Genomic DNA, 19,733 nt, shown 5'->3' with positions numbered 1-19,733 from the left:
AGGCTTGCAGCGTATTCCCGACCTCGCGTAAAAAACGGCCGCTGGGCGCATACAGGACAATTTGATTGCTGTTTTCTGCTTCGTCCTGAGTGACGGTATGAAAGTCGGCCCGGACATCATTGAGCCGCAGTTCAATGAAGTCGCCTTCGGACTGGTCAAGATAGGGCAGCAGGATACAGATCACCCCCTTGCCGTCGACATTCAGCGCCGCGTCATTAAGCCCGCCATCGTAGCCCACCACCGGGTTGCTCAGGGTTGGCAGATAAAGGGGCAGGTCAGAAAACGGTACGCTGGCAAAGGACGCCGGTGTCAGAAGTGCATCGGCGGGTTGGGGAAGGGTAAACCCCTCGAGGCGCAAATCATCGGGTTGTGATGAGGAAGGCGTAGCGGGCGTTTCCAAGAGCAACAGCGCGGGGTCGATGTCTTGATTCATGGTCGCAATCCTGTGTGAACCGTATGAAAGGCGACCGTGAAGTGAGGGGGCCGCCAAAGGATTCAATACCCTGCGACCCGGCGTTGACTAGCTGTGAGAAATGACAGTGACGACGAGTGGTCAGTGGCCCAGGACGGGCCACTTGAACCGCTGATGTCAGGGTTGGCGGTTCCAGTGCCTGAACAACGGCTCCGCCAGAAACAACACAAACAACAAACGCATCACCTGCATCGCCGTCACCAGTGGCACCGACAGTTGCAGGGTTTCGGCCGTGAGGCTCATCTCGGCAATGCCGCCGGGCATCATGCCCAGGGTCAGCGAGCGCAAGTCCAGATGGGTGAGGGCGCTCAAGCCCACCGCTGCCAGCGTCGCCAGCGCCATGGTCAGCGCCGTGCCGATCAAGGTTCGGCCCATGAAGGACGGCGCACGACGAAAGAACTGCCGATTGAAGTGACAGCCCAAACCGCTGCCGATCAGCCACTGGCCGATCTGGCTGCCGCCGTCGGGCAGGCCGATATGCAGGTCCCACATCACGCTGGCCGTCGCACTGACCAGCAATGGTCCGAACAACCACGGGTTAGGCTGACGCAAGCGCTGCCATCCCCAGGCTACCAGCGCACCGGCCGGAAACAGCACCGCCAGCCAGGCCCAACTTACCGGCGCCGGATGAAACTGCGGCGTACCGCCATCCAGCAAGTACTTGAAGATCGCCGGCACACACAACACCACCACCAGCACCCGCAAACTCTGGCCCGCCGCGACGCGGCTGAGCACTGCGCCATTGCGTGCGCCGAGGTTGACCATCTCACCGGAACCGCCCGGCATGCTGGAGAAAAACGCAGTGGCGCGATCTTCACCGCTGCGGCGCATCAGCCACACGCCGACCACGCTCGACAGGCTGGTGACCAGCGCGCCGAAGAAGATCAGGCCGAAGTGGCTCATCACCTGCTCGATCACCACCGGGGTGAAGTGCAGGCCGATACCGATGCCCACCACCCATTGGCCGCATTTGCGCCCGCCGGGAATCTCGGCCAACTGCCAAGCGTGAGGCAACGCACCAGGATGATCGCCAGCAATGAGCCGACCATGTACGGCAACGGCCAGCCGACCAGGCTGGCCAGGTAACCGCCGGCCAGGCCGACCAGCGGTGTTCCCCACCAATGTTTAAAGGTGACTTCAGACATCGGCCACGGCACGACGCTGCAGGGCACGTTTGCGGTAGATGCGGATCAGCGGGAAGGCCAGCATCAACGCGGTCAGTACCCACACCCCGAAGGTGATCGGGCTTGACCAGAGAATCTGCAGGTCACCGTTGGAGATCGACAACGCACGGCGCAGGTTCTGCTCCATCAGGCCGCCGAGGATAAAGCCCAGCAGCACCGGCGACAGCGGGAAATCCAGCTTGCGCAGGATGTAGCCGAAGATGCCGATACCGACCATCAGGAACAGGTCGAAGGTGGTGGCATGCACCGCGTACACGCCAATCGCGGTGATGATGGCGATCACCGGCACCAGCGCCCAGTTCGGCACGGCGAGGATGCGTGTGAAGATGCGGATCATCGGGATGTTGAGGATCACCAGCATGATGTTGGCGATAAACAACGACGCGATCAGGCCCCAGACGATGTCCGGTTGCTGTTGGAACAGCAGCGGGCCCGGCGTGATGTTGTACAGCGACAGCGCGCCGATCATCACCGCCGTGGTGCCCGAACCGGGTACGCCGAGGGTCAGCATCGGCACCAGGGCGCCGCAGGCAGACGCGCCGATAGCGGTTTCCGGTGCGCCAGGCCGCGCATGTCGCCCTGGCCGAATTTGCCGCTGGCACCGGCCAGGCGTTTTTCGGTCATGTAGGCAACGGCCGAAGCCAAGGTCGCGCCGGCACCCGGCAATACGCCCATGATGAAACCGAGCAGGCCGCAGCGGATATTCACTACGAATACCGAACCGGCTTCCTTCAGGTTGAACATCATCCGTCCGGTGGCTTTTACCGCTTCCTGGCCACGGTGGGTTTTTTCCAGCAGCAACAGGATCTCACTGATGGAGAACAGGCCCAGCACCAACACCACGAACTGGATGCCGTCGGTGAGGTGGATGTTGTCGCCGGTAAAGCGGTACACGCCGCTGTTGGCGTCGATGCCCACCGCCGACAGGAACAGGCCGATCAGCGCCGCCACAAACGTCTTCAGCGGTTTGTCACCGGCCATGCCGCCCAGGCAGACAATCGCAAACACCATCAGTACGAAATATTCCGCCGGACCGAAGGCAATCGCCCATTTGGCCAGCAGCGGCGCAAACAACACCATGCCGCAGGTGGCGATAAACGCGCCGATGAACGAACTCCATGCCGACAACGACAGTGCCACGCCCGCCAGGCCTTTACGGGCCATCGGGTAGCCGTCGAGGGTGGTCATCACGGTGGAGGCTTCGCCGGGGATGTTCAGCAGGATCGAGCTGATACGCCCGCCGTATTCGCAGCCCAGGTACACGGCCGCCAGCAGGATCAGCGCCGACTCCGGGGGCAGGCCCAGGGCGAATGCGATGGGGATCAACAGCGCCACGCCGTTGATCGGGCCCAGGCCAGGCAACAGGCCGACCACGGTGCCGATCAAGGTGCCGCAGAGGGCGGTCACCAGGTTGTAAGGGGACAGTGCAACGCCGAAGCCCTGGCCCAAATAGCCGAAAGTATCCATATCAGTTCTCCAGAACGTCGAGCAGGCCGAGGGGCAGCGGAACATCCATGGCTTTATCGAACAGCAGATAAAGACCGATGGCCATCAGGCTGACGATCACCACACTGGGCAACCAGCGGCCGCCATACAGGCGCGCCATCGGGATGCCGATCAGCATGCTGCTGAGAATGAAACCCAGGGGTTCGAAGGTGCCGGCGAACACGATCAACAGGCCGACGCAAATAGCGATCTTGACCAGGGTTTCGCGGTCGAGCGCCGGCTCTTCCTCGGTGTGCTTGGTCGGTTGCGGGCGAAACAGCATGTAGATCAGTGCCAGGCTCATCAGCCCGAGCATCAGCAGCGGGTAGGCGCGAGGCCCTACCGGCTCATAGGAAAACGCCGCCTGATACGGCCAGGCCATCAGCGCCAGGCCGGCACAGGCCAGCAACAGCACAGCGGCAAAAATGCGTTGTAAAAGCATGTAGAACTCCTGGGCCACGCCCCCGGAGAAGGAGGGCGTGGCCGCGCTGGGAAGGAGGGGCGATTACTGGATCAGGCCGAACTCTTTGGCCAACACTTTGTAGTCAGCCACCTGTTTCTTCACGTAGGTGTCCAGCTCCGGGCCGGTCATGGCGAACGGGAAGAGCTCGCGCTGGTCACGCAGCTTGGCGAACTCTTCGGAGGCCAGCAGTTTGTCGAACGCGTCTTTCCACCAGGCGTAGTCGGCATCGCTGACTTTTGGCCCGAGGTAGAAGCCGCGTACCACTGGCCAGACGATGTCGTAGCCTTGCTCCTTGGCGGTCGGAATGTCCTTCATTTCCGGCTCGTCCAGACGCTTCTCGGAGAACACCGCCAGCAGGCGCATGTCGCCACTCAGGATGTGCGGCATGGAGTCGGAGATGTCGGTACTGCCCACCTGGATGTGACCACCGAGCAGGGCGGTGGCGATTTCGCCGCCGCCTTCGAGGGCCACATACCGCAGCTCGCGGGGGTTGATCCCGGCAGCCTTGGCGATCAGGGCGGTCTGCATCCAGTCCTGGCTGCCGACGGTGCCGCCGGAACCAATCACCACGCTGCCCGGATCTTTCTTCAAGGCTTTTACGAGATCGTCGAGGGTCTTGTAGGGCGAATCACTTTTCACCGCGATAGCCCCGTAGCTGGTGCCGACGGCCGCCAACCAACGCACGGCGCTTTCATCAAAACGCCCGAACTTGCCTTGTGCCAGGTTCAACAGCGAACCGCTGGACCAGGCCACCAGAGTGCCAGCATCGGCAGGGCGCTGGGCGACCACCGCGTTGTAAGCCACCGCGCCCACGCCGCCAGGCATGTAGGTCACGCGCATCGGCTTGCTCAGCAACTTCTCGTTGACCAGCGCGCTTTGCGCCAGTTTGCAGGTCAGGTCAAAACCACCGCCGGGGGAGGCCGGGGCGATGCATTCCGGGCGCTTGGGTTCATCGGCGGCCAGCAGTTGGCCGGCGAACAGCATGCAACCGGCAGCGAGGGCAAATTTACGCAGTGAAGGGGTCATGGTTATCTCCGTCTTTTTTTGTTGTGAGGTTCTACTGCCAGAGCACCCTTACCAAAGGGCAACGCTGTAGCTGACCAGTACGCGCATTTCATCCGCGTCACGGGCTGAATAGTTGGAGCGGTAGGTGGCGTTACGCAGGCGCACGGCAACGTCTTTGAACGTGCCGGTTTGCACCACGTATTTGATCTCGGTGTTGCGCTCCCACTCTTTGCCGGTTTCGCCGTTCTTGAGCTTGATGTTGTCACCCGACAGGTAACGGCTCATGAAACTCAGGCCTGGAATGCCCAGCTTGGCGAAGTCGTAGTCGTAGCGCGCCTGCCAGGAACGCTCGTCGGCGCCGGCAAAGTCATTGATCTGAACGAAGTTGACCAGGTACGGGTCACTGCCATCCACATACGGGAAGGCGCTGTCGCCGGACATGTGCTGGTAGCCGGCGCTGAGCTTATGGCCATTGAGGGCATAGCTGAACAGACCGTTGAGGGAGGTGTTGTCGATCTTGCCGCCACGGGCGGCACCCGTGTCATCGCTGAGGGCCAGGCGCAGGTCGGTGGCGAAGGTGCCGGGGCCCATCGGGCGTGCGGCCACCAGGCCGAGGAAGTGCTGGCGATACACGTCGTCGAGTTGGGCGAAGTGGTAGCTGCCGGTAATCTTGTCGGCGAACTTGTAGTCCACGCCACCGAAGTTGAAGTGCTTGCCGGTGGCGCCGCTGAGGAAGCGGCTGTTCTTGTTGTTGAGGGCAATGTCCTCGTAGTTGCTGTCGTCGCGGTCCTTGGCCTTGTCCAGGCGGCCGCCGGTGAACGTCAGGTTCTTGAATTCCCTGGAGGTCAGCAGGCCGCCGTTGAATGTCTGCGGCAGGATGCGGCCGTCGTTGGGCTTGAGGATCGGCAGTTCAGGCATCAACGAACCGATCTTCAACTCGGTGGCGGAGATCTTCACCTTGCCGGTCAAACCCAGCTTGGAGTACTCATCGGCGGCGCGACCATCGTCATGGGTCGGCAGCAGGCCGGTGCCGGTGCGGTCGGGGCTGGAGTCGAGCTTGACCCCGAGCATGCCCAGCGCATCCACGCCAAAACCGACGGTGCCGTCGGTGTAGCCTGATTGCAGGTTCAGCATGAAGCCCTGGGCCCATTCGTCGCGCTTGGATTGCTGCGCACTGGTGCCGTCGCGAAAGTCGCGGTTGAAGTACATGTTGCGGGTTTCCAGGGTCGCGCTGCTGTCTTCGAAGAAGGCAGCCTGGCTAAGCGGCGAAAAGCCGGCAAGGGCAGCGGCACTGGCAAGGGCGGTGTGGGTCAGGCGGGAAAAACGAACAGGCGGGCAAGCCTGGGGCTGGGTCGACAGCATCGTGGTGCACTCCGTTATTGTTCTTATTCTGGCGAAAACGCATCGAGGCGTTTTTCGGGCGCTACGGTTGAGGTAGCTGAGCAGGCATGGCCTACCGTGGCTGGATGCTAAAGGGCGAAGCTTTCACTAACCTTTCAGTTGCCTTTCAATGTTTTCGGGCTTCACAGGGCAGGCGGCGCCTGTAAACTGCCCGCCAAGGCGTGGCATCGACCACCCATGAACGAGGTAGAAATCCATGCGTGTCCTCCTGGTTGAAGACCATCTGCAACTCGCCGAAAGTGTCGCCCAGGCGCTCAAGAGCACGGGTTTGACCGTCGACGTGCTGCACGATGGCGTGGCCGCGGACCTGGCCTTGAGCAGCGAGGAATACGCGGCGGCGATCCTTGATGTGGGGCTGCCGCGCATGGATGGTTTCGAGGTGCTGGCCCGCCTGCGCGCCCGTGGAAAAAATCTGCCGGTGCTGATGCTGACCGCCCGCAGTGACGTGAAAGACCGCGTGCATGGCCTCAATCTGGGCGCCGATGACTACCTCGCCAAACCTTTCGAATTGACGGAGCTGGAAGCACGGGTCAAGGCACTGCTGCGCCGCAGTGTGCTGGGCGGCGAGCGCCAGCAGACCTGCGGGGTGCTGGTGTACGACCTCGATACACGGCGCTTCACCGTGGGCGGCGAGCTGATGACCCTGACCTCCCGCGAGCAAGCCGTGCTCGAAGCGTTGATCGCGCGCCCGGGCCGTGTGATGAGCAAGGAGCAACTCGCATCCCAGGTGTTCGGCCTGGACGAAGAGGCCAGCCCGGATGCTATCGAAATCTACGTGCACCGCCTGCGCAAGAAACTCGATGGCCAGCCCATCGCCATCGTGACCTTCCGCGGCCTCGGCTATCTGCTGGAAGCCCGCGATGCATAAGCCCAGCAGCCTGCGCTGGCGCCTGCTGTGGAACCTGGCGCTGTTGCTGGTGCTGTTGATGCTGGCCAGCGGCATGAGCGCCTATTGGAACGGTCGCGAAGCCGCCGACACTGCGTACGACCGCACGCTCCTGGCCTCGGCGCGGACCATCGCCGCCGGGCTGACCCAAGTGGACGGTACCCTCAGCGCCAACGTGCCCTATGTGGCCTTGGACACCTTCGCCTACGACAGCGCCGGGCGTATCTATTACCAGGTCAATGACATCGACCAGAAGCTGATCTCCGGGTACGAAAACCTGCCCGGCCCGCCGCCTGGCACGCCGCGCACCGATGACTATCCAGCGCTTGCGCGGTTTTACAACGCCAAGTATCTGGGCCAGGAGGTGCGCGTGGTCAGCCTGCTCAAGGCTGTCTCGGAGCCGAACATGAACGGCATGGCGGAAATCCGCGTGGCCGAAACCGACGAAGCCCGCGTGAGCATGGCCCGCAGCCTGATGGCCGACACCTTGCTGCGCCTGGGCATGCTGGCCGTTGGCGCGTTGCTGCTGGTGTGGTTTGCCGTGAGTGCGGCGCTACGCCCGTTGGAGCGCCTGCGCACGGCAGTCGAAGAGCGCCAGCCCGACGACTTACGGCCCTTGCCGCTGGTGGAAGTGCAGCACGAGTTCGGCCCGCTGGTGCGTTCCCTCAATCACTTCACTGAACGCCTGCGCGGGCAATTCGAACGCCAGGCGCAGTTTATCGCTGACGCCTCCCACGAACTGCGTACGCCATTGGCGGCACTCAAGGCACGCCTGGAACTCGGCCTGCGCGCCGAAGATCCCGCGACCTGGCGCAGCACCCTGGAAACCGCCGCCCAAGGCACTGACCGTCTGACTCATTTGGCCAATCAATTGCTGTCCCTGGCGCGCATTGAAAACGGCGCACGGGCGATTGCCGAAGGTGGCGCGCAGTTGCTGGATTTGAGCCAGTTGGCCCGCGAGCTGGGCATGGCCATGGCGCCATTGGCCCATGCCGTGGCGTGGCGTTGGCGCTGGAGGCCGACGAGCCGGTGTGGTTGCGCGGCGAGCCGACGCTGCTGAACGAATTGCTGAGCAACCTGGTGGACAACGCCCTGGCCCACACGCCGCCGGGCGGCAACGTGATTCTGCGGGTGTCGGCGCCGGCGGTATTGGAGGTGGAAGATGACGGCCCAGGTATTCCGCTGGATGAGCGCGACCGGGTGTTCGAGCGCTTCTACCGCCGCAGCCAGCAAGGCATGGGCTCAGGCCTGGGGCTGGCGATTGTCGGCGAAATCTGCCGCGCCCATCTGGCGCAGATCAGCCTGCACGATGGTGCACAGGCGGGGTTGAAGGTGCGGGTGAGTTTTATCGCCGGTTGATCAATCGAACATCGAGCGGGCTTCATCCAGCTCTGCGCGCAGTTTTTCGCTGTAGGGGTCGACGCGCAGTTTCTTCATTGCCGGCAGGTTGGAGACTTCTACCCTTGCCAAGGGGTGGTCGGTGCCGTGATGGCAGTACAGCACGGCGATCTGCACCAGGTCGATGTAGTCGAGGCTGGCGGAGTCGCGCTCCAGATTCAGGTACTGGCCCGGCAGTTTCGCCAGCATTTCCGGGAAGTCCCAGCCGCTGAGCAATTTGTCGCCCAGCGCCGGGTGGATGCTGTCGATCACGTGGTTGAGGCTGACCGGGTCCGACAGCAGCTCGTAATGGTCTTCGGCATAGGTCAGGATCGGCAGCACGCCGATCTGATGCACCAAGCCGCCCAGCGCAGCCTGGTCCGGCTTGAGCTGGCTGTGGCTGCGGCACAGGGCATAGCTGACGCCCGCCACTTCGAGGCTGCGGCGCCACACATCGCGCATTTTCTGTTCTACCGTTTCGGAACGGGCATGGAAGATCTGTTCCATTACCAGGCCGATGGCCAGGTTGCTGCTGTAGTTGGTGCCCAGCCGGGTGATGGCGGTGTGCAGGTCGGTGACTTCCTGGGTGGCGCGCAACAGAGGGCTGTTGACCACTTTGATCAGGCGCGCCGACAGCGCGGTGTCGCGACCGATGACTTTGCTCAAGTGGCTGATGCTGATTTCCGGGTCTTCAGCGGCCTGACGGATGTTCAGGGCCACTTCCGGCAATGTCGGCAGAACCAGGTCATCGTTGTTGATGGCCTTAACCAACGCCTGTTGGACTTTTTCCGCCAGTTTGTTCATTCATGCTCTCTAGGGTGCTGCAAAAAGGTACGGCGACTAACGCTGGATTTCTCGATCGCGGTCGAGGGTGTAAGGCAGCTCAAGCAGCTGCAAGCCGGGGCCTTCCAGTGTGCCTAGGTGCACATCGCCACTATCGGCAGCTTCGGCTTGCAATACGGCCAGAAGTTCAATCACTTGGTCAGCTTTTGCGGCAATCACCACTTCGCCGATCGAGCTGTTGTGGCTGGGGGAAAACAGCGGGGTGCCTGGCTCGGGCATGTCAGCCGCGTTGAGGCTCAGGCGATACAAGCGACGCTTGAGTTTGCCCAGGTACTGCATGCGCGCGACGATTTCCTGGCCGGTGTAGCAACCTTTCTTGAAGCTCACGCCGCCCACCGCCTGCAGGTTGAGCATCTGCGGGATGAAGACTTCGCGGGTCTGCGGCATAACCTGGCCGATGCCGGCGCGGATCTGGCCGAGCAGCCATTCGTTCAAGTCGGCTTCCTTTAAGTGCGCGGCGAGTTGGCTGCGCACGGTGTCGGCTTGCTCGGCAGGCACCCAGAGTTCGGCACGGGCCGGGGAGACGCGGATGGCGACCAGCGCTTCGGCACGCGCCACGCTGTCGGTCTCGGCTGGAAGCTCAAGGCCCAGGCTGCCAAGCGCCTGGTCACCATGGGCCAGCCCGAAACGCACCCAGGCGGCGCTTTCGTCGGTGAGCTTGGACTTGGAGAAGACTGCGTATTTCTTCAGGTCGGCCAGCTGCGGTTCCAGCAGCTCAGTGGCCATCGCCAGCAACACGCCGTCACCTTGCAGCAGGATGCGGAAGCTCGATTGCATGCGGCCTTTTTGCGTACAGCGCGCACCCAGGCTGGCCTGGGTGTCGCTCAGGTAGTTGAGGTTGCAGGTGAGCTGGCCCTGCAGGAACTTGGCAGCGTCGGAACCGCGGACGGCCAGAATGCCTTCGTGGGACAGCGAGCAGAAAAAAGCGGAGTCAGCCATGGGTCATCGCAGGTCAAAAAGTCATGGGTGCATCATAGAGGGGCGCCCGGCAAATGGATAGTTTCCATATGGGGCGACCAAAGCCGACTGTTCCGGTGCCGTCGGGCCTGTATACTTGCGCTCTATTTGAGGAGCGCTCCATGGTCGAAGATGTAGAAATCAATCGCCTCTACTGGCACAGCCGTCGTGGCATGCTGGAACTGGATGTGTTGTTGGTGCCTTTCACCAAAGAGGTTTATGCGACGCTCAATCAGGTAGATCGCGACCTTTATGTCCGTCTGCTGGAATGCGAAGACCAGGACATGTTCGGCTGGTTCATGGAACGCGCCGAATCGGAAGATCCTGAGCTGCAGCGTATGGTTCGGATTATTCTGGACCGTGTTCAGCCCAAGTAATCGCTTTGAATGCCGCTGGCAGGCCTCACGGCTGTTGCTGGCGGCGTATGTGCTTGCCCAGCTGTTCGCGCTGGGCGCCTGTTTGGCCCTCGATTTCCCCTTTGCTTTCCTTGGCGTTCTGTTATGCCTGGCCCATGCGGCCTGGATGCTGCCACGTCATATCCTCTTGACCCACCGCTCGTCGGTTCTTGGGCTGCGTCGTGATGAGGACGGTTGGCAGTTGTTCAGTCATGAGCGGGGATGGCACAGCGTGCAGTTGCGCCCAGACAGCCTGGCGTTGCCGCTGATTGTGGTGTTGCGCTATCGGGTGCAGGGCGAGTGGTGGGTGCGTTCGGTCTGTGTGCCGCGGGATTCGCAGGTCGCCGATGTGCACCGGCGCCTGCGGGTACGCCTGAAGTTCAGCCGCCGTAGGTGGTTGGCACCAGAATAGTGTCGCGGGCCTCGGGCAGCATCTGCGGATAGTCGAGGGTGTAATGCAGGCCCCGGCTTTCCTTGCGCTCCATGGCCGAGCGGATCATCAGTTCAGCGACCTGCGCCAGGTTGCGCAACTCGATCAGGTCACGGCTGACTTTATAGTTGCTGTAGAACTCATCAATCTCATCCAGCAGCAAACGCACGCGGTGCTGAGCCCGTTGCAGGCGCTTGTTGGTGCGCACGATCCCCACGTAGTCCCACATGAAGCGTCGCAGCTCGTCCCAGTTGTGGGCGATGATCACGTCTTCGTCCGAATCGGTGACCTGGCTGGCATCCCAGCGGGGCAGGGCGGTCGGCACCGGGATGCGCGGCAGTTGGTCGAGAATGTCCGCAGCGGCCGAGCGGGCATAGACGAAGCATTCGAGCAACGAGTTGCTGGCCATGCGGTTGGCGCCGTGCAGGCCGGTGAAGCTGGTTTCGCCAATCGCATACAGACCGGGCACGTCGGTGCGGCCATGCTGGTCGACCATCACGCCGCCGCAGGTGTAGTGCGCGGCCGGCACCACGGGGATCGGGCCTTTGGTGATATCGATGTTGAACGCCAGGCAGCGCTCATAGACGGTGGGGAAGTGGGTCTTGATGAAGTCTTCCGGTTTGTGGCTGATGTCCAGGTATACGCAGTCGACGCCCAGGCGTTTCATCTCGTGGTCGATGGCGCGGGCGACGATATCCCGTGGGGCCAGTTCGGCGCGTGTGTCGAAGCGCTGCATGAAGCGTTCGCCATTTGGCAGTTTCAGGTGCGCACCTTCGCCGCGCAGGGCTTCAGTGATCAGGAAGCTCTTGGCCTGCGGGTGATACAGGCAGGTGGGGTGGAATTGATTGAATTCCAGGTTGGCCACCCGGCAGCCCGATCGCCAGGCCATGGCGATGCCGTCACCGCAGGCCCCGTCGGGGTTGCTGGTGTAGAGGTAGACCTTGGCCGCACCGCCCGAGGCGAGAATCGTGAAGCGTGCGCCATAGGTGTCGACTTCGCCGCTGGCGCGGTTGAGCACGTAGGCGCCGAGGCAGCGCTCGCCGTCCAGGCCCAGGCGTTTTTCGGTGATCAGGTCGACGGCGACGCGTTGTTCCAGCAATTCGATGTTGGGGCGCTGGCGAGCCTGGTCGAGCAGGGTCTTGAAGATCGCGGCACCGGTGGCGTCGGCGGCGTGGATGATGCGGCGGTGGCTGTGGCCGCCTTCGCGTGTGAGGTGGAATTCGAAGCCGCCGTCGTCACTGCTCGCGTGTTCGTCGCGGGTAAACGGCACGCCCTGGTCGATCAGCCATTGGATCGCCTCGCGGCTGTGCTCGACGGTAAAACGCACCGCGTCTTCGTTGCACAGGCCGCCGCCGGCGTTGAGCGTGTCTTCGACGTGGGATTGCACGGTATCGGTGTCATCCAGCACAGCGGCGACACCGCCTTGGGCCCAGAATGTGGAGCCGTTGGCCAGGTCGCCTTTGCTCAGGACCGCAATGCGCAGATGGCTGGGAAGGGTCAGTGCAAGGCTCAATCCGGCCGCGCCGCTGCCGATCACCAGGACATCGTGTTGAAACTGTTGGCTCATTTGAAGGATTCCGCAAAAAGCGATCCAAAGGGCAGGCGCAGACAGGACGCCTGGATCGGCGAATCAAAGGGTCACACGGACCACTAGTATATAGAGGGGGGGAGCGGCACAATAGCCGGGCATTCGTGGCAATGTGAGATTACAGTGCGTGGCTTGGGTAAAATCCGCCGGTTATTGGAGCGGGAACTTTTTGCATAAGCCCCGACTCAATAGCAGGTTGCCCGAAAGCTGGGAAAACGTTGAGTTTATTGGCCCGTCGGGAGCATTGGACGCGTCAGAAAACCGGCGACAAGATTATTCGCGCAGCCGGCGTTGCCCGCGCTGCGTTTTTCGTGTGTGCCAAATCAGTGCATGCCGGAAACTTGCTTGAAGGGGGAGAACTTTTGCGAAAAGTCCGAGTCTATGTTTGCAAGCCTGATCGTTTAGTTATGCAAGCCTCCTTCAAGTACAACGAGGAGTGTTCATGCTAACCCAGGAAGAGGATCAGCAGCTGGTCGAGCGCGTTCAACGCGGCGACAAGCGAGCATTTGATCTGCTAGTGCTGAAATACCAGCACAAAATTCTCGGGTTGATCGTGCGGTTTGTGCACGACACCCATGAAGCGCAGGACGTTGCACAAGAGGCCTTTATCAAGGCCTACCGTGCACTGGGCAATTTCCGCGGTGACAGTGCGTTTTACACGTGGCTGTACCGCATCGCCATCAACACGGCGAAGAACTATCTGGTGTCTCGCGGGCGCCGCCCACCCGATAGTGATGTTAGTTCGGAAGATGCAGAATTTTACGATGGTGATCACGGCCTCAAAGATCTCGAGTCGCCGGAGCGTGCATTGCTGCGCGACGAGATTGAAGGCACCGTCCATCGCACTATTCAGCAATTGCCAGAAGATTTGCGTACAGCGTTAACTTTACGTGAATTCGATGGTCTGAGTTACGAAGACATTGCGAGCGTCATGCAGTGTCCGGTGGGGACTGTAAGGTCACGGATTTTCCGGGCCCGGGAAGCCATCGATAAAGCCTTGCAACCGTTGTTGCAAGAGAACTAAAGACAGCGGCGACAGCCAAGAGAGGAACCGCCATGAGTCGTGATGCCCTGCAGGAATCGCTGTCCGCAGTGATGGATAACGAAGCGGATGAACTGGAACTTCGTCGAGTGCTCAACGCATTTGATGATGCCGAAACCCGTGATACCTGGTCTCGTTACCAAGTCGCTCGGGCGGTGATGCACAAGGATCTTCTAATCCCTCGTCTGGATATTGCTGCGGCCGTTTCTGCTGCGCTGGCCGATGAAGCCGTTCCGGCAAAAGCTGCTCGTGGTCCTTGGCGTAGCCTCGGTCGCCTGGCAGTTGCTGCCTCGGTGACAGTTGCAGTGCTTGCCGGTGTTCGCCTGTACAACCAGGACGATATCGCTGGTGCCGAACTGGCCCAACAGACTCAGCAACCGGTCATGGCCGGTCCGCAAGTCAAAGGCCCAGCAGTACTGGCCGGCTACAAGGAAAGCTCAGACACCACCGGCCCTATGGCCAACGGTGTACTTCAAGGGCAATCCGGCTGGCAGGACCAGCGTCTTCCAGGTTACCTGCGCCAACACGCACAGGAATCAGCCCTGAAAGGCACTGAAAGCGCTCTGCCATACGCTCGCGCTGCAAGCCTGGAAAACCGCTAAACCGCTAGGGAGCATTATGCGCGCCATACCGCTCCTTACGCTGTTGCTCAGTGGTTGGTTTGCACTACCCGCCCATGCCGATGAAGCCCAAGACTGGCTGACTCGACTTGGGCGTGCCGAGCAGAAACAAAGCTTTGAAGGTACGTTCGTCTACGAGCGTAACAGCAGTTTTTCCACCCATGACATCTGGCATCTTGTCCAGAACGGTCAGGTCCGCGAGCGGCTTTTACAGCTCGATGGTTCTGCCCAGGAAGTTGTGCGAGTGGATGGCCGCACCCAATGCGTCAGCGGTACGCTGGTCGCTGGCCTTGGCAATTCGCGTGAGGCCCCTTCGCGCGCGCTTGATCCGCAAAAACTCAATCAATTCTATGAACTGGCCGTCATCGGAAAATCCCGCGTGGCCGGTCGTAATGCTGTCATCGTGTCGATCACGCCGCGTGATCAATACCGTTATGGGTTTGAACTTCACCTGGATCGTGAGACCGCACTGCCACTTAAATCCTTGTTGCTGAACGATCAAGGGCAGTTGCTCGAACGCTTTCAGTTCACCCGCTTGGATACGTCCACCGCGCCCAGTGATCGAGACTTGCAGCCCAGCAGTGAGTGCACGCCTATCGCAGTGGCCGACACCAAGGCGCCGGAAGTCGAGTCCGCTGAGGCTTGGCACTTGGAATGGTTGCCACCGGGTTTTCAACTGACCAGTAGCAGTGCCCGTAAAGACACTCACACCAAGGCCACGGTCGACAGCTTGATGTATGAAGACGGGCTCGCACGGTTTTCGGTGTTTCTCGAGCCGATCAGCGATGTGAGCGTGACCGAGACGCGCACCCAGTTAGGCCCCACGGTTGCAGTGTCCCGTCGCCTCAATACGGTGGACGGCGAAATGATGGTGACGGTCGTGGGTGAAATTCCTATCGGCACCGCCGAGCGTATCGCGCTGTCAGTGCGCGGTGAAAAAAAGGCCGCCACCCAGCCGTGAGTTGTTAATCCTATGTTCATCCGGCTCTTTCACTGTACGTCCATGCCAGGTTGGCTGCCGAGAGCATGAAATGTCTGGATCAGCATTTTCACTTGCAAAAATCCCCCATGTTTTTTATAGGTCAGGGCTTGTCGGCTCTGGCCTTGTTTTGTTCGCGGAACAAAAATGTCGGTCGCAGTTTTCGGCGTTTCTTGAACCCTGTCGCTCAACCCTGCTCGTCGTAACGGGAGCTGTATGTCGATACCACGTTTGAAATCCTACCTATCCATAGTCGCAACGGTGCTTGTGCTGGGCCAGGCCGTGCCTGCGCAAGCGGCCGAGTTGCCTGATTTCACCCAATTGGTTGAGCAAGCCTCGCCAGCTGTGGTGAACATCAGTACCACGCAGAAACTGCCGGATCGCAAAGTGTCGAATCAGCAGATGCCAGACCTTGAAGGCCTGCCGCCGATGCTGCGTGAGTTCTTCGAGCGAGGCATGCCTCAGCCACGCACCCCTCGTGGCGGTGGTGGCGGTCAGCGTGAAGCACAGTCCCTGGGCTCGGGCTTTATCATTTCACCTGATGGCTACATCCTCACCAACAACCACGTGATTGCCGACGCCGACGAGATTCTCGTGCGTCTGGCCGACCGTAGCGAGCTGAAAGCCAAGCTGGTGGGCACCGATCCACGTTCCGACGTCGCGCTGCTGAAGATAGAAGGCAAGGACCTGCCAGTGCTCAAGCTGGGCAAGTCTCAGGACCTGAAAGCTGGGCAGTGGGTTGTTGCCATCGGTTCTCCGTTCGGTTTTGACCACACCGTGACGCAGGGCATCGTCAGTGCCATTGGTCGCAGCCTGCCGAACGAAAACTACGTGCCGTTCATCCAGACCGACGTGCCGATCAATCCGGGTAACTCCGGTGGCCCGCTGTTCAACCTGGCCGGTGAAGTAGTGGGTATCAACTCGCAGATCTACACCCGTTCCGGCGGCTTCATGGGCGTGTCGTTTGCTATCCCGATCGACGTGGCCATGGATGTTTCCAACCAACTGAAAAGTGGTGGCAAGGTCAGCCGTGGTTGGTTGGGTGTAGTGATCCAGGAAGTGAACAAAGACCTCGCTGAGTCCTTCGGTCTCGACAAACCGGCCGGCGCGCTGGTTGCACAGATCCAGGATGACGGCCCTGCTGCCAAAGGCGGCCTGCAAGTCGGCGACGTGATCCTGAGCATGAACGGCCAGCCGATTGTCATGTCGGCAGACCTGCCACATCTGGTAGGTGCACTGAAGGCGGGGAGCAAGGCCAAGCTGGAAGTGATTCGTGAAGGCAAGCGCCAGAACGTTGAGCTGACCGTAGGCGCCATCCCTGAAGAGGGTGCGACCCTGGACGCCCTGGGCAATAACAAGCCGGGTGCTGAGCGCAGCAGCAACCGCCTGGGCATCGCAGTGGTTGAGCTGACCGACGAGCAGAAGAAAACCTTCGACCTCAAGGGCGGCGTAGTGATCAAGGAAGTGCAGGATGGCCCCGCAGCCTTGATCGGCCTGCAGCCGGGCGACGTGATCACCCACCTGAACAATCAAGCAATCGACACCACCAAGCAGTTCACCGACATCGCCAAGGCGCTGCCGAAGAATCGCTCGGTGTCGATGCGTGTGTTGCGTCAGGGGCGTGCCAGCTTTATTACCTTCAAGCTGGCCGAGTAATCCGCTAAGCCAATAAAAAGCCCCGCCGTCGGTTAACGATGGCGGGGCTTTTTTGTGGGTGATGGGTTTAGCCCATCATCCCTTTTACCAGGCGTTCCTGTTCGATCAGCTCACGTTGGCGTGCGTCGATACGTGACGACAACGGGAAGTTGCTGCCCGCACGGCGCTTGGCGAAGTCCAGTTGCTGAATCGCCTGCTGAAAGTCGCCAACCAGCGCAAAGTACTCAGCGCGGGCTTGGTGCAGGCCGATGATGTTGCCCGACAGGCCGCGAGTCTCGGCGACTTGATACCACACGTCTGGATCGTCTGGGCGGGACTTGAGCAGGCCATCCAGGGCCTTTTCCGCATCGGCGGTACGATTCTGTTTAAGCAACAGGTCGACCCGGATCTGATTCAGTGGGTAGTTGCCAGGGTATTGGGTCAACATCCGATCTGTGCGTTGCTGGGCATCGGGCAGATGGCTGCTGTCGATATCCAGCTGGATCTGCGCCAGGTTGTAAGTGATGTCATTGGGGGCCTTGGCCAGCAACGGTTGCAGGCTATCTCGCGCCTGCTTGAACTGTGAGGCCTTGATCTGGGCGATGGCCAAGCCATAACGCGCCACATCGTTTTTCGGGTTCTCGTCCAGTTGCGCCTGGAAGCGCTTGGCGGCGAGTCCCGAGGTGTCCTCATATTGCAACTGCACCCGTGCGCGGATCAGTTGGTAGCGCAGGCTGTCCTCCTTGCCACCGGGCTTGGATTGCTCGGCGCGGTTGCGGGTGTCGGCGATCCGCGATTCGGTGACCGGGTGCGTCAGCAGGAATTCCGGTGGCTTGGCGTCGAAGCGGTATTGGCGTCCCAAACGCTCGAACATGGTCGGCATGGAGCGCGGGTCGTAACCGGCTTTCTCCAGGTTGACGATGCCGATACGGTCCGCCTCTTGTTCATTCTGCCGAGAGAAGCGCCGTTGTTCCTGGATCGCCGCCGCCTGGGTGCCGGCAATCGCAGCAATGCCTGCGTCGCCTGCGCCGGCGGCTGCCGCGATGATGCCGCCGAGCAGGGCAGCCATCATCGGGATCTGCATGCGCTGTTGCGCTTCAACACCCCGGGCGAAGTGGCGTTGGGACAAGTGAGCCAATTCGTGGGCCAGCACCGAGGCGTATTCCCCTTCGGTCTGGGCGTTGAGGAACAGGCCGCCGTTTACGCCGACGATACCGCCTGGCGCGGCAAAGGCGTTGAGTTGTGGGCTGTTGATCAGGATGAACTCCAGGCGACGGTCATTCACCTGGCTGGTTTCCACCAGCTTGTACACGCTGGTTTCGACGTAATCCTTGAGTTGCGGATCGTTCAGTTGGGAAACCTGCCCACGCAGATAAGCCAGCCAGGCACGGCCCAATTGGAATTCCTGTTGTGGCGAGACAATGGCAGAACTGGCGTCGCCAAGCGACGGCAGGTCGTCAGCAAAGCCCGGAGAGGCCAGCAGGCAAGCCAGCGTCAGCAGGGTAGGGCGCAAAAAAGTCATGCACAGAGCCTTTGGACAAAGAGCTTACTGTAGCCGGACACTGAGCGTCGGACCAGATATTCTAAGCACCCCGAACGCTTGCCCGGAGTAAACCCATGACCGACGCTGTAGCCTTTGATGCCGAGCTTGACGCCAGCGGCCTCAATTGCCCGTTGCCTTTGCTGAAGGCCAAGCTGGAACTGAATCGATTGGCCAGCGGTGCTGTGCTCAAGGTGATCGCCACGGACGCAGGCTCCCAGCGCGATTTCCGCACATTTGCCAAGCTGGCCGGCCACACGCTGCTGCATGAAGAAGATGCCGCCGGTGTTTACCGTTACTGGTTGCGCAAGGCCTGAACCGCTGCCCCTACCAACCGAGGTTGATTGATGTTCAAAGTGTTACGAGACTGGATCCAGCGCTACTTCTCGGATGAAGAAGCTGTGGTGCTGGCCGTCCTGCTGTTCCTGGCCTTTACTGCCGTGCTCACCCTGGGTGGCATGCTGGCGCCCGTCCTCGCGGGGATGGTGTTGGCTTACCTGATGCAGGGCCTGGTCACTACCCTTGAACGCTTGCGCTTGCCGGGTGGTGCGGCGGTGGGGCTGGTATTTGCCTTGTTCATGGGCCTGCTGGTGGTGTTTATCGTGGTGGTGTTGCCGCTGCTGTGGCACCAACTGATCACGCTGTTCAACGAGCTGCCGGGCATGCTCGCCAAGTGGCAGTCGCTGTTGCTGCTGTTACCGGAGCGCTACCCGCATCTGGTGTCGGACGAGCAGGTGTTGCAGGCGATCGAAGTGGCACGCGGCGAAATCGGAAAATTCGGGCAATGGGCGCTGACGTTTTCCCTGTCCAGCCTGCCGCTGCTGGTCAACATCATGATCTACCTGGTGCTGGTGCCGATCCTGGTGTTCTTCTTCCTCAAGGACCGCGCAATGATCGGTCGCTGGGTGAGTGGCTACCTGCCGCGTGAGCGAGCGCTGATTACCCGGGTGGCCGAGGAGATGAATCGCCAGATCGCCAACTACATTCGTGGCAAAGTCATCGAAATCATTATCTGCGGCGGCGTTACCTACATCGCCTTTATTGCCCTGGACTTGAATTACGCGGCCCTGCTGGCATTGCTGGTCGGTATTTCAGTGGTAGTGCCGTATGTCGGCGCGGTGGTGGTGACGGTGCCGGTGACACTGATTGCGCTGTTCCAGTGGGGCTGGAGCGATCAGTTCATCTACCTGATGGCGGTGTACGGGATCATCCAGACCCTGGATGGCAACGTGCTGGTGCCGTTGCTCTTCTCGGAGGCGGTCAACCTGCACCCGGTGGCGATCATCTGCGCGGTGTTGTTGTTTGGCGGGTTGTGGGGATTCTGGGGGGTGTTCTTTGCGATTCCCCTGGCAACGCTGTTCAAGGCCGTGCTGGATGCGTGGCCAAGGCAGGAGCCAGTTGTTGCACCATTGTTGTAGTGAGCGGGCTTGC

General features: G+C 60.9%; 17 protein-coding genes and 4 pseudogenes. 10 read left to right on the top strand and 11 right to left on the bottom strand.

What is annotated here, in order from left to right; genetic code table 11:
* From IQK56_RS17785 to IQK56_RS17760, 6 genes and pseudogenes are all read right to left on the bottom strand, one after another.
* Positions 1-433: pseudogene (locus IQK56_RS17785) on the bottom strand (hypothetical protein); the annotation flags it as partial.
* A 156-nt stretch (positions 434-589) separates the two neighbouring features.
* A pseudogene (locus IQK56_RS17780) lies at positions 590-1,617 on the bottom strand (AbrB family transcriptional regulator).
* Positions 1,610-3,123: pseudogene (locus tag IQK56_RS17775) on the bottom strand (tripartite tricarboxylate transporter permease). The pseudogenes IQK56_RS17780 and IQK56_RS17775 overlap by 8 nt, the downstream one beginning before the upstream one ends.
* A 1-nt stretch (position 3,124) precedes the next feature.
* Positions 3,125-3,583, bottom strand: a complete 459-nt coding sequence (locus tag IQK56_RS17770; protein WP_122308792.1) for a tripartite tricarboxylate transporter TctB family protein — start codon at positions 3,581-3,583, stop codon at positions 3,125-3,127.
* A gap of 63 nt (positions 3,584-3,646) precedes the next feature.
* Entirely contained in the window at positions 3,647-4,630 is a 984-nt protein-coding gene (locus IQK56_RS17765) for a Bug family tripartite tricarboxylate transporter substrate binding protein (RefSeq protein ID WP_150674713.1), read from the bottom strand.
* Positions 4,631-4,678: 48 nt separating this feature from the next.
* On the bottom strand, positions 4,679-5,971 hold the full coding sequence (locus IQK56_RS17760) for an OprD family porin (protein ID WP_122308796.1): 1,293 nt from the start codon (positions 5,969-5,971) through the stop codon (positions 4,679-4,681).
* Between the two features lie 235 nt (positions 5,972-6,206).
* Here IQK56_RS17760 and IQK56_RS17755 point away from each other — a divergent pair, with 235 nt between their 5' ends.
* Positions 6,207-6,878 carry a response regulator gene (locus IQK56_RS17755; protein WP_017736361.1) on the top strand — a complete coding sequence of 224 codons (672 nt, stop codon included), beginning with the start codon at positions 6,207-6,209 and terminating at the stop codon, positions 6,876-6,878.
* Positions 6,871-8,255: pseudogene (locus tag IQK56_RS17750) on the top strand (sensor histidine kinase). The gene IQK56_RS17755 and the pseudogene IQK56_RS17750 overlap by 8 nt, the downstream one beginning before the upstream one ends.
* Here IQK56_RS17750 and IQK56_RS17745 read toward each other — a convergent pair.
* Both IQK56_RS17745 and ygfZ read right to left on the bottom strand, forming a co-directional pair.
* Positions 8,256-9,077, bottom strand: coding sequence for an HDOD domain-containing protein (locus IQK56_RS17745; RefSeq protein ID WP_122308800.1), 822 nt, complete (start codon positions 9,075-9,077; stop codon positions 8,256-8,258).
* Between the two features lie 36 nt (positions 9,078-9,113).
* Complete coding sequence (ygfZ, locus tag IQK56_RS17740; protein ID WP_150674709.1) at positions 9,114-10,055, bottom strand: CAF17-like 4Fe-4S cluster assembly/insertion protein YgfZ; 942 nt, start codon at positions 10,053-10,055, stop codon at positions 9,114-9,116.
* A gap of 140 nt (positions 10,056-10,195) precedes the next feature.
* Between ygfZ and IQK56_RS17735 the strand changes: the two genes are divergently transcribed.
* Both IQK56_RS17735 and IQK56_RS17730 read left to right on the top strand, forming a co-directional pair.
* A complete protein-coding gene (locus tag IQK56_RS17735; protein ID WP_122308804.1) occupies positions 10,196-10,450 on the top strand; it encodes an FAD assembly factor SdhE in 255 nt (84 codons plus the stop codon).
* On the top strand, positions 10,434-10,880 hold the full coding sequence (locus IQK56_RS17730) for a protein YgfX (RefSeq protein ID WP_193861991.1): 447 nt from the start codon (positions 10,434-10,436) through the stop codon (positions 10,878-10,880). Before IQK56_RS17735 ends, IQK56_RS17730 begins: the two co-directional genes overlap by 17 nt.
* Here IQK56_RS17730 and nadB read toward each other — a convergent pair.
* Positions 10,849-12,465 carry an L-aspartate oxidase gene (gene nadB, locus IQK56_RS17725; protein ID WP_193861992.1) on the bottom strand — a complete coding sequence of 539 codons (1,617 nt, stop codon included), beginning with the start codon at positions 12,463-12,465 and terminating at the stop codon, positions 10,849-10,851. The two genes, IQK56_RS17730 and nadB, sit on opposite strands and share 32 nt — an antisense overlap.
* A 463-nt stretch (positions 12,466-12,928) precedes the next feature.
* Between nadB and rpoE the strand changes: the two genes are divergently transcribed.
* From rpoE to IQK56_RS17710, 3 genes are read left to right on the top strand one after another with little or no spacing between them, the layout of a single operon-like run.
* Positions 12,929-13,510 (top strand): RNA polymerase sigma factor RpoE/AlgU, encoded by a 582-nt coding sequence (gene rpoE / locus IQK56_RS17720; RefSeq protein ID WP_003172477.1) that lies wholly within the window; start codon positions 12,929-12,931, stop codon positions 13,508-13,510.
* A 32-nt stretch (positions 13,511-13,542) separates the two neighbouring features.
* A complete protein-coding gene (locus IQK56_RS17715) occupies positions 13,543-14,130 on the top strand; it encodes a sigma-E factor negative regulatory protein (protein ID WP_099587499.1) in 588 nt (195 codons plus the stop codon).
* 16 nt (positions 14,131-14,146) lie between these two features.
* Positions 14,147-15,109, top strand: a complete 963-nt coding sequence (locus IQK56_RS17710; RefSeq protein WP_150761403.1) for a MucB/RseB C-terminal domain-containing protein — start codon at positions 14,147-14,149, stop codon at positions 15,107-15,109.
* Positions 15,110-15,138: 29 nt separating this feature from the next.
* Here IQK56_RS17710 and IQK56_RS17705 read toward each other — a convergent pair whose 3' ends face one another.
* The gene (locus IQK56_RS17705; protein ID WP_162633354.1) at positions 15,139-15,318 is read right to left on the bottom strand and encodes a hypothetical protein; all 180 of its coding nucleotides are present in this window, start codon (positions 15,316-15,318) and stop codon (positions 15,139-15,141) included.
* 25 nt (positions 15,319-15,343) lie between these two features.
* Here IQK56_RS17705 and IQK56_RS17700 point away from each other — a divergent pair, with 25 nt between their 5' ends.
* Positions 15,344-16,783 carry a DegQ family serine endoprotease gene (locus IQK56_RS17700; RefSeq protein ID WP_122308812.1) on the top strand — a complete coding sequence of 480 codons (1,440 nt, stop codon included), beginning with the start codon at positions 15,344-15,346 and terminating at the stop codon, positions 16,781-16,783.
* Positions 16,784-16,850: 67 nt separating this feature from the next.
* Here IQK56_RS17700 and IQK56_RS17695 read toward each other — a convergent pair whose 3' ends face one another.
* Complete coding sequence (locus tag IQK56_RS17695) at positions 16,851-18,284, bottom strand: M48 family metalloprotease (protein ID WP_122308814.1); 1,434 nt, start codon at positions 18,282-18,284, stop codon at positions 16,851-16,853.
* 95 nt (positions 18,285-18,379) lie between these two features.
* Here IQK56_RS17695 and IQK56_RS17690 point away from each other — a divergent pair, with 95 nt between their 5' ends.
* Entirely contained in the window at positions 18,380-18,619 is a 240-nt protein-coding gene (locus tag IQK56_RS17690) for a sulfurtransferase TusA family protein (protein ID WP_010212198.1), read from the top strand.
* A gap of 30 nt (positions 18,620-18,649) precedes the next feature.
* Positions 18,650-19,720: an AI-2E family transporter gene (locus IQK56_RS17685; protein ID WP_032888556.1), complete on the top strand. Its 1,071-nt coding sequence runs from the start codon at positions 18,650-18,652 to the stop codon at positions 19,718-19,720.
* Positions 19,721-19,733: the final 13 nt, after the last annotated feature.

The organism is Pseudomonas cyclaminis (assembly GCF_015163715.1).
GTDB classification, from domain to species: Bacteria; Pseudomonadota; Gammaproteobacteria; order Pseudomonadales; family Pseudomonadaceae; genus Aquipseudomonas; species Aquipseudomonas cyclaminis.
Note: the sequence above shows the minus strand (reverse complement) of the source record. Positions and strands in the feature narration are given on the sequence as shown.

Coding starts and splice junctions, on each gene's coding strand:
- IQK56_RS17770 (WP_122308792.1), bottom strand. CDS start 3,583: ATGCTTTTACAACGCATTTTTGCCGCTGTGCTGTTGCTGGCCTGTGCC.
- IQK56_RS17765 (WP_150674713.1), bottom strand. CDS start 4,630: ATGACCCCTTCACTGCGTAAATTTGCCCTCGCTGCCGGTTGCATGCTG.
- IQK56_RS17760 (WP_122308796.1), bottom strand. CDS start 5,971: ATGCTGTCGACCCAGCCCCAGGCTTGCCCGCCTGTTCGTTTTTCCCGC.
- IQK56_RS17755 (WP_017736361.1), top strand. CDS start 6,207: ATGCGTGTCCTCCTGGTTGAAGACCATCTGCAACTCGCCGAAAGTGTC.
- IQK56_RS17745 (WP_122308800.1), bottom strand. CDS start 9,077: ATGAACAAACTGGCGGAAAAAGTCCAACAGGCGTTGGTTAAGGCCATC.
- ygfZ (WP_150674709.1), bottom strand. CDS start 10,055: ATGGCTGACTCCGCTTTTTTCTGCTCGCTGTCCCACGAAGGCATTCTG.
- IQK56_RS17735 (WP_122308804.1), top strand. CDS start 10,196: ATGGTCGAAGATGTAGAAATCAATCGCCTCTACTGGCACAGCCGTCGT.
- nadB (WP_193861992.1), bottom strand. CDS start 12,465: ATGAGCCAACAGTTTCAACACGATGTCCTGGTGATCGGCAGCGGCGCG.
- rpoE (WP_003172477.1), top strand. CDS start 12,929: ATGCTAACCCAGGAAGAGGATCAGCAGCTGGTCGAGCGCGTTCAACGC.
- IQK56_RS17715 (WP_099587499.1), top strand. CDS start 13,543: ATGAGTCGTGATGCCCTGCAGGAATCGCTGTCCGCAGTGATGGATAAC.
- IQK56_RS17710 (WP_150761403.1), top strand. CDS start 14,147: ATGCGCGCCATACCGCTCCTTACGCTGTTGCTCAGTGGTTGGTTTGCA.
- IQK56_RS17700 (WP_122308812.1), top strand. CDS start 15,344: ATGTCGATACCACGTTTGAAATCCTACCTATCCATAGTCGCAACGGTG.
- IQK56_RS17695 (WP_122308814.1), bottom strand. CDS start 18,284: ATGACTTTTTTGCGCCCTACCCTGCTGACGCTGGCTTGCCTGCTGGCC.
- IQK56_RS17690 (WP_010212198.1), top strand. CDS start 18,380: ATGACCGACGCTGTAGCCTTTGATGCCGAGCTTGACGCCAGCGGCCTC.
- IQK56_RS17685 (WP_032888556.1), top strand. CDS start 18,650: ATGTTCAAAGTGTTACGAGACTGGATCCAGCGCTACTTCTCGGATGAA.